The sequence below is a fragment of the Microcystis sp. M113S1 genome, assembly GCF_020246945.1.
Classification (GTDB): Bacteria; Cyanobacteriota; Cyanobacteriia; order Cyanobacteriales; family Microcystaceae; genus Microcystis.
Map to the genome: position 1 here is coordinate 1 of NZ_JADBSA010000319.1, position 7,340 is coordinate 7,340.

A 7,340-nucleotide genomic window follows, 5' to 3' on the forward strand; every position below is an offset into this window, starting at 1 on the left:
ATATTATATCTATAATCCCGATAAAAATGATTTGGGCGGCTGTATTCGTCGGGAAAATCGGCTCGAAAGTCGGGAAAATCTCGATAATTGGGTAAGTCCTCGCTTGGGCATTCGTTTTCAATTAGCCCAACCAGAGTTACTGTTGTATTATCCCGATGGTCAACCTTTCACCAGTTACAACGAAGAACGGCAACGGGCCGAAGCGGAAAGTCAACGGGCCGAAGCGGAACGACAACGGGCCGAAACGGAACGGCAACGGGCCGAAGCGGAACGGCAACGGGCCGAAGCGGAACGGCAACGGGCCGAACGATTGGCGGCAAAACTGCGGGAGTTAAATATTAATCCCGAAGAAACTTAAAAAAAATTATCGATCGGCTCAATCGATCGAGATAGTCTCGGTACAATAAAAGTAGATAAATATCAAGTCCTCTAGCTAGAGTCGGAACAGTAAGCCCAGAAAAAATGCGCTAGGGCAGGGTTGACTAAATCGACGAAGCAATCGCTAAATAGGAGTAATTTCCGTCCACTTCTCCCTAATCCTGAACGGGAGAGGCAGAACCGAAGAATTTCTATAAAATTTCGGCAAGGGTGGAAAGATCAAGTAAGTTAGCGTTGGGGCTTAATCTTCGCCACGGAAAGTAGAACTATGACAGTTTGTGAATATCGGCCAGGTTTAGAAGGAATTCCCGCCGCCCAATCGAGTATCAGCTTTGTGGATGGGCAAAAGGGAATCTTAGAGTATCGGGGCATTCGGATTGAGGAACTCGCCGAAAAAAGTACCTTCCTCGAAACCGCCTATCTCCTTATCTGGGGTGTTCTGCCCACGGGGGCGGAACTGGAAGAATTTGCCGATGAAATCCGTTATCATCGACGCATCAAGTACCGTATCGAAGACATGATGAAATGCTTCCCCGAAAAAGGCCATCCCATGGATGCGCTACAAACTTCGGCGGCGGCTTTAGGGTTATACTATGCCCGTCGGGCTTTGGATAATCCCGACTATATCCGTCAGGCAGTAGTGCGGCTATTAGCGAAAATCCCCACCATGGTGGCGGCGTTCCAATTGATTCGCAAAGGTAATCATCCCATTCAGCCCAATGATAGTCTTGATTATGCGGCCAATTTCCTCTATATGTTGACGGAAAAACGACCGACGGATTTAGCGGCGAAGGTTTTCGATGTCTGTTTGACTCTCCACGCCGAACATACCATAAATGCCTCGACTTTTTCGGCCATGGTGACGGCTTCCACTTTAACCGACCCCTACGGTGTCATCGCTTCAGCAGTGGGAACTCTCGCTGGCCCCCTCCACGGTGGCGCAAACGAGGAAGTATTGTTAATGTTAGAGGAAATCGGTTCGGTGGCTAATGTTCGTCCCTATGTGGAAAAATGTATCGCCAATAAACAAAAAGTTATGGGTTTTGGACACCGGGTATATAAAGTTAAGGATCCCCGGGCGACGATTTTACAAAACCTTGCTGAACAATTATTCGCGGAGTTAGGTTCCGATGAATACTACGATATCGCCCTAGAATTAGAACAAGCAGTGGTGGATATCTACGGCGAAAAAGGCATCTATGCTAATGTGGATTTCTATTCGGGATTGGTCTATCGGAAATTAGGCATCCCCAGTGATTTATTTACCCCGATTTTTGCCATCTCCCGGGTGGCCGGTTGGTTGGCCCACTGGAAAGAACAATTAAATGCTAACCGCATTTTCCGTCCTACCCAAATCTACACTGGAGAACACGAAGTCCCCTATACACCGATCGAACAACGTTCTTAGATTTTATCTCATATTCTTGATGGAAACACGGTTTCTCGCCTTTGTCAATCTTTCCTAGGCGAGATTTTTTGTCTCATTTCCTGTTATATTTATGGGGCAAGGAAACAGTCCAGCGGCTTTCAGCTTGGTCAGTTTCGGTGTATATAGCAAGGCAAGGTCTTTACTTCTAGGTAGTCGGACAGAAAAATATTAAAGATTATGGTGAAATTTTGGCGGAGATTAACGGTATTTTTAATTTCTTGTTTATTGCTGATTTCCCTAACTGCTTGTGGTAATCAAGTTAGACGCAATCAAGTGGTCATATCGGTATTAAGTGACCCAAAAACCTTTAATGCTGTTTTATCGGCCGAATCCCCGAATATTTTTAGGTTAACCTACGAAGGACTATTAACAGAAAATCCCATTACTGGCAAAAAAGAACCTGTTTTGGCAGAATCTTGGACAATTTCTGATGATAATTTGAGCATTATTTTTACTATCAGAGAGGATTTAAAATGGTCCGATGGTCAACCCTTAACCGTTGATGACGTGGTTTTTACCTATAAAGAATTATATCTAAATCCTGATATTCCTAACAACTACCGCGATAGTTTAAGAATAGGATTAAAAAAAGAATTTCCAGTTATCACTAAACTAGATAATCGCAGAATCGAATTTAAACTCCCCGAACCTTTTGCCCCTTTTTTAGATGCTGTCAGTTCACCGATTTTACCTAAACACGCTTTAGAAAAAACTATTCAGAAAAAAAGCCCCGATGGTAGGTTAGAATTTCTCTCCACTTGGGGGTTAGATACTCCTCCCGATAAAATTGTTTTTAATGGTGCTTATAAACTAAAAGAATATATAACGGGACAAAGGATTATTTTTGAGAATAACCCTTACTATTGGAAAAAAGATGCCCAAGGACAACAATTACCTCATATAACTTCGGTAATTTGGGCAATTGTTGAATCTCAGGATACAACTTTACTGCAATTTCGTTCGGGAAGTTTAGATTCTATTGGGGTAACTCCTGAATTTTTCTCCCTCTTAAAAACGGAAGAAGAAAGAGGAAATTTCACGATTTTTAACGGGGGACCTGCCTACGGAACCCAATTTATCGGTTTTAATCTCAATCAAGGAAAACGCGACGGAAAACCCCTAGTAGCTCCGATTAAATCTAGGTGGTTTAATAACTTAAATTTCCGCCAAGCTATTGCCTACGGCATTAATCGTCAAAGAATGATTGATGATATCTATCGAGGATTGGGACAAGAACAAAATTCTTTTATTTCTATCCAATCGCCTTTTTACGATAAAACCCTGAAAGGTTACGATTATAATCCCGAAAAAGCCAAAGAATTATTATTAGAGGCCGGATTTAAGTATAATAGTGATAATCTGCTAGTCGATATCGATAATAATCCCGTTAGATTTAACCTGATTACTAATGCAGGAAATAAAATCCGGGAAGCAATAGGGGCGCAAATTAAAAATGATTTAGCCGCAATAGGAATTCAGGTGGATTTTCAAGCGATCGCTTTTAGCAATTTAGTTGATAAACTGAGTAATAGTCTAGATTGGGAAGCACATATTTTAGGTTTTACTGGTGATAATGAACCCCACGCGCCTAATATTTGGTATGTAGATGGAAATCTCCACGCTTTTAACCAACAACCTCAACCCGGCAGCCCTCCAATTCAAGGCTGGCAAGCGGCGGATTGGGAGAAAAAAATCGCCGATTTATACGTCAAAGGTTCCCAAGAATTAGACTTTGAGAAGCGCAAAGTTATCTATAATGAAATTCAACAACTTCAACAGGAATACGTCCCGTTTATTTATCTAGTTAATCCCCTCGCTTTGGGGGCTGTGCGTAACTGCTTTGAAGGAATACAATTCTCCGCCTTGGGTGGTGCATTCTGGAATCTAGAAGAATTAAAGAAAACCTGTGGAGGTGTTTAATGACTCATTTTGGTTTACTCTGTCCTACAACTTCTGGACATATTTATTCTCTCCTACCTTTAGGAAAAGAATTACAAAAACGCGGTCATAAAGTTACCTGTTTTTTAACTCTTGATGGTGAAGAAATGGTGCAAGCAGCCGGGTTAGATTTTCAGGCAATTGCACCCGACCAATATCCGAAAGGCACATCAGCCAAAAGTTTAGCCGAAATTGGTCAATTACGGGGAACAGCCGCCGTCCGTCGCACGGTACAATTAGTAACTGATTCTACAGCTACTCTCTTTCAAACTATCCCTCAAGAGATGCGTCGCTTGGGAATTGATGCCCTAATTGTTGATCAAGTCTCCGCCTCAGGGGGTACAATCGCAGAAAAATTAGCTATTCCCTTTATCAGTTTTTGTTCGGCATTGGTTTTAAATCGTGACCCGCTTATTCCGCCCTTTATGACCACTTGGGACTATAATCCCTCATTTATCGGGGTTATTCGCAATAAACTTGGCTATAAACTCCTTGACTCCCTGACTCGTCCTCTGAATGAGTTAATCAACCAGCAACGTCAAGAATGGGGGTTAATTCCCTATCAAAACATCAATCAACGCTATTCACCCCTTGCCCAAATTAGCCAACAACCCGCCGAATTTGAGTTTCCTCGGCAAAATTTACCCGCTCACTTTCACTTTACCGGTCCCTTTCACGATTCCTCCACTAGAAAAACGATTCCTTTTCCCTACGAAAAATTAACCGGACAACCCTTGATTTATGCTTCCCTCGGGACAATTCAAACTCGCCTACAATCGACCTTTAATGCGATCGCCGAAGCCTGTGCCGATTTGCCGGTACAATTAGTTTTATCCTTGGGCAATAGCGACTCTAACATTCAAATAACGACCAAAAACGCCCTAGTTGTTCCCTACGCTCCCCAATTAGAGCTTTTAACCAGAGCATCTCTTACTATCACCCCCGCAGGCTTAAATACTACCCTAGAATCCCTCGCGCAAGCTGTACCGATGGTGGCCATTCCCATCGCTAACGACCAACCGGGGGTATCTGCTCGAATAAAATGGTCGGGGACAGGGGAAGTGATTCCGATTTCCCGTCTAGAAGTTCCCCGTTTACGAAAGGCGATTGAAAAGGTGTTGTCCTTCCCCAGTTACCGAGAAAATGCCCTGAGAATGCAAAAAGCACTACAGAAGACTGGAGGAGTGAAAATGGCCGCCGATATCGTCGAAAAGGCCATTTCTACCGGCCAACCCGTCCTATCGGTATAATGGCTAGGGTCTGCTAAAAAAGTTTTTCCTGGGGACAGGGTGTCGGGTGTCGGGTTTTAAAAACGTTATCGAAAACAATTGACAAAAATCGCCCTTTATAACCCGTCCATGGCCTAACACAAACCGAAGAACTATAAAGATTAGATTGAACATTTCTGTGATTTCTGTCTAACAGCAATGGTCAGCGGTGATGAATGAACTAGAACATCGCCGCTTCATCGTGTTAGCTGGCTTGTGCTTAGAGTGTAAATTTGCGGAGAAATCATGCGTATAGTAACTGATTATTAATACTATCAACAGTCAACGTGTTAACTAAAATACCAACCCGTTGCACGACCTCGTAGGCAGTTTTCTGAGGGACAACAATAATTCCACAATGTTCTCTGCCTTCCTCTATGAATTGAAGATGCAATCGTTCAAAATCAACTCGGTTGTGGGTTACAAGACATCTACCTAAAGAAGCTGCAAATTCTAATTGTTCGCTGTCAGTTTTACCCAAAGTTGACTGCTCAGGAACAGTGGTGACATCTAAACCACGAGAACGCAGAAGTGTTGCAACTAACGCCGACATATCTTCGTCCATGTAAAGCGAAGCAAATATGCTCATAGCTTACCCAAAGCTGTCTTTACAGAAGGATGCACCAACTCATCGGGGACTTGGTTACGCTCAATGTACTCGTTAATTTCTGCTTGATGATCCAAATAAAAACTCAAGGCATCGAACACTTGTGCTAAGGTCAAATGAGGTAAATGAGTTGGAATTTCCTCTGGCATCACACCTAATCGCCACAGACCTACGATTGCGCGAATAGATGTGCGAGTGCCTTCAATAATTGGCTCTCCACCTAAAATCTCATTGTTTCTGGTGACATAACGTGAAAGAGTGATAATCGTCATGGAATTAGGTCCCTTAGGGAAATCGCTAATTCTATTTTAGTCAGGGACAGACATGACTTGATCACGCAATCCAGTGGCTAGAGGAATCCTAGGCTAGATGTTTTTTCGGCAACCTAACCTAAGACTGGCTCTAATAGTTTGACTAGAGAAAAAAGAGGTGCGTTACATTTCATTAACTAAGCAACCAGCGATCGACGTTTCACCTCAAATGTTTTTAGATTTATTCAGGAAACCCCAGGTTAAATTTCGAGTTGATCGATTAAATCGCGCATAATTTTGGCAGAATTGTGTAACTGTTCGGTTTCTCTGGGACTAAGGGGTAAATTAAGAGTTTTAATCACTCCTTTCTCGTTAACCACGCAGGGAATACTTAAACACACATCTTTGAGACCGTATTGACCATCGAGGAGAGTGCTAATAGTCAGAATTCTTTCTTGGGAACGTAAAATCGCTTTAACGATATCCGTGGTAGCTAAACCGATCGCATAGCTAGTATAACCCTTGCGTTTGATAATTTCATAGGCGGCGTTTTTAACCTGAAGAAAAATTTCTGTTAAGCTTTCTTGGTTGGCCGCGCTTAAATCCTGCCAATCTCCTTCTAATAACCTTGCTCCTCCGATATTAGCCGAACTCCAGACCGCAAGCTCACTATCCCCGTGTTCACCGATAATATAAGCGTGGACGTTACGCGCATCTACATGGAGTTGGGTGGATAAAAGAGAGCGTAAACGGCCAGAATCTAGCACCGTACCCGAACCAATCACCCTAGAAGGCGGAAAATTGGTGATTTTCAAGGTAACATAGGTCATGATATCAACGGGATTACTCACCACCAAAATTAAAGCACTGGGGCAGTAAACAGCCACATCCTCAAGAATACGGCGAAAAATCGCCACATTTCGCTCAAGGAGATGTAATCGGGTTTCTCCCTCTTTTTGGGCAGCCCCGGCAGTAATAATCACCACATCGGCATTTTGTCCCACATCGGCCACGGTTCCCATTTTCAAGTCTGTGGGTTCAATAAAAGGCATTCCGTGCCTTAAATCCATCACTTCCCCTTCGACTTTATCCGTGGCGATATCTTGCAGAATTAATTCATCAAAACAGTCTTGAATTAACATCGAGTAAGCGCAGGCCATCCCCACCTGACCAACACCGATAATTACTCCCTTGCGAGGACGCATAGGAGCAGGTTGTTCAGCGTAGGGATTGGGAGTAAATATTTTATCTAGCATAGATTTTTGCAGTTACTGGCTCGTTGACATACTCCCACCGTCAAGCTACGCTGTGACGGGGGATTCTTTCCACATCGCTGTTAGAAATTCCTTGTTCAACGAGACAGCTTAGATTCTCAATGTCTCCATTAAGAATCCAGAGACCGGACTCTCCCAAGGCGTTTGGGTCGGTTTCTGTTTGCCCAACAGTACCGTTGAGATGATTTCCCAAAT

Annotated in this window: 6 protein-coding genes and 2 pseudogenes; 4 read left to right on the forward strand and 4 right to left on the reverse strand. The window is 43.2% G+C overall.

What is annotated here, in order from left to right; all coding sequences use genetic code 11:
• The 4 genes and pseudogenes from IM319_RS16020 to IM319_RS16035 form a co-directional block, all read left to right on the forward strand.
• A pseudogene (locus IM319_RS16020) lies at nucleotides 1–358 on the forward strand (Uma2 family endonuclease); the annotation flags it as partial.
• A gap of 288 nt (nucleotides 359–646) precedes the next feature.
• Nucleotides 647–1,786, forward strand: coding sequence for a citrate synthase (locus IM319_RS16025; protein ID WP_287736250.1), 1,140 nt, complete (start codon nucleotides 647–649; stop codon nucleotides 1,784–1,786).
• A gap of 198 nt (nucleotides 1,787–1,984) precedes the next feature.
• Entirely contained in the window at nucleotides 1,985–3,727 is a 1,743-nt protein-coding gene (locus IM319_RS16030; RefSeq protein WP_287736251.1) for an ABC transporter substrate-binding protein, read from the forward strand.
• Entirely contained in the window at nucleotides 3,727–4,995 is a 1,269-nt protein-coding gene (locus IM319_RS16035) for a glycosyltransferase (RefSeq protein ID WP_287736253.1), read from the forward strand. Before IM319_RS16030 ends, IM319_RS16035 begins: the two co-directional genes overlap by 1 nt.
• 262 nt (nucleotides 4,996–5,257) lie before the next feature.
• Here IM319_RS16035 and IM319_RS16040 read toward each other — a convergent pair whose 3' ends face one another.
• The 4 genes and pseudogenes from IM319_RS16040 to IM319_RS16055 form a co-directional block, all read right to left on the reverse strand.
• The gene (locus tag IM319_RS16040; RefSeq protein WP_158198844.1) at nucleotides 5,258–5,602 is read right to left on the reverse strand and encodes a DUF5615 family PIN-like protein; all 345 of its coding nucleotides are present in this window, start codon (nucleotides 5,600–5,602) and stop codon (nucleotides 5,258–5,260) included.
• Nucleotides 5,599–5,892 (reverse strand): DUF433 domain-containing protein, encoded by a 294-nt coding sequence (locus IM319_RS16045; RefSeq protein WP_287078595.1) that lies wholly within the window; start codon nucleotides 5,890–5,892, stop codon nucleotides 5,599–5,601. The genes IM319_RS16040 and IM319_RS16045 overlap by 4 nt, the downstream gene beginning before the upstream one ends.
• 239 nt (nucleotides 5,893–6,131) lie before the next feature.
• A complete protein-coding gene (locus IM319_RS16050) occupies nucleotides 6,132–7,127 on the reverse strand; it encodes an L-lactate dehydrogenase (RefSeq protein WP_287736255.1) in 996 nt (331 codons plus the stop codon).
• A gap of 40 nt (nucleotides 7,128–7,167) precedes the next feature.
• Nucleotides 7,168–7,340, reverse strand: a pseudogene (locus tag IM319_RS16055) (RNA-guided endonuclease TnpB family protein); the annotation flags it as partial.